The organism is Halomonas sp. LBP4 (assembly GCF_003202205.1).
Taxonomy (GTDB): domain Bacteria; phylum Pseudomonadota; class Gammaproteobacteria; order Pseudomonadales; family Halomonadaceae; genus Halomonas; species Halomonas flagellata.
This window is the reverse complement of the sequence record NZ_PDOG01000033.1, coordinates 1-1,258: the sequence shown is the minus strand read 5'-3', so window position 1 is coordinate 1,258 and position 1,258 is coordinate 1. Positions and strand designations below refer to the sequence as shown.

General features: G+C 55.9%; 1 rRNA gene. It reads left to right on the top strand.

The features are described 5' to 3' along the window. Positions 1–255: 255 nt before the first annotated feature. Positions 256–1,258, top strand: a 16S ribosomal RNA gene (locus CR157_RS22010); the annotation flags it as partial.

The window sequence follows — 1,258 nt, the reverse complement described above, 5'->3', positions numbered from 1 at the left end:
CCGGTCACGTAGAATACGCCTTCCTCGCCGGGCGCTGGGCCAGACGGCACAGCAACAGCGAGACGCTCCACTCTTTAAGGGTTCGGAGCCGCTCTTTAACAATCGATCAGGTAATTCATGTGGGCGCTTGTCGATGGGTCGGTGACCAGTCACAGAACCATCAAGGCAAGCGACTCGTCAAAGACTTTCGGGTCTTTTTGAGAACGTTTGACCCTTGAGCCAGGTTTGGTTCCACCTTAGGAACTATCAGACTTTAAACTGAAGAGTTTGATCATGGCTCAGATTGAACGCTGGCGGCAGGCCTAACACATGCAAGTCGAGCGGTAACAGGGGGAGCTTGCTCCCTGCTGACGAGCGGCGGACGGGTGAGTAACGCATAGGAATCTGCCCGGTAGTGGGGGATAACCTGGGGAAACCCAGGCTAATACCGCATACGTCCTACGGGAGAAAGCAGGGGACCTTCGGGCCTTGCGCTATCGGATGAGCCTATGCCGGATTAGCTGGTTGGTGAGGTAATGGCTCACCAAGGCAACGATCCGTAGCTGGTCTGAGAGGATGATCAGCCACATCGGGACTGAGACACGGCCCGAACTCCTACGGGAGGCAGCAGTGGGGAATATTGGACAATGGGGGCAACCCTGATCCAGCCATGCCGCGTGTGTGAAGAAGGCCTTCGGGTTGTAAAGCACTTTCAGTGAGGAAGAAGGCCTTGGGGCTAATACCCCTGAGGAAGGACATCACTCACAGAAGAAGCACCGGCTAACTCCGTGCCAGCAGCCGCGGTAATACGGAGGGTGCGAGCGTTAATCGGAATTACTGGGCGTAAAGCGCGCGTAGGTGGCTTGATAAGCCGGTTGTGAAAGCCCCGGGCTCAACCTGGGAACGGCATCCGGAACTGTCAGGCTAGAGTGCAGGAGAGGAAGGTAGAATTCCCGGTGTAGCGGTGAAATGCGTAGAGATCGGGAGGAATACCAGTGGCGAAGGCGGCCTTCTGGACTGACACTGACACTGAGGTGCGAAAGCGTGGGTAGCAAACAGGATTAGATACCCTGGTAGTCCACGCCGTAAACGATGTCGACTAGCCGTTGGGTCCCTAGAGGACTTTGTGGCGCAGTTAACGCGATAAGTCGACCGCCTGGGGAGTACGGCCGCAAGGTTAAAACTCAAATGAATTGACGGGGGCCCGCACAAGCGGTGGAGCATGTGGTTTAATTCGATGCAACGCGAAGAACCTTACCTACCCTTGACATCCTCGGAA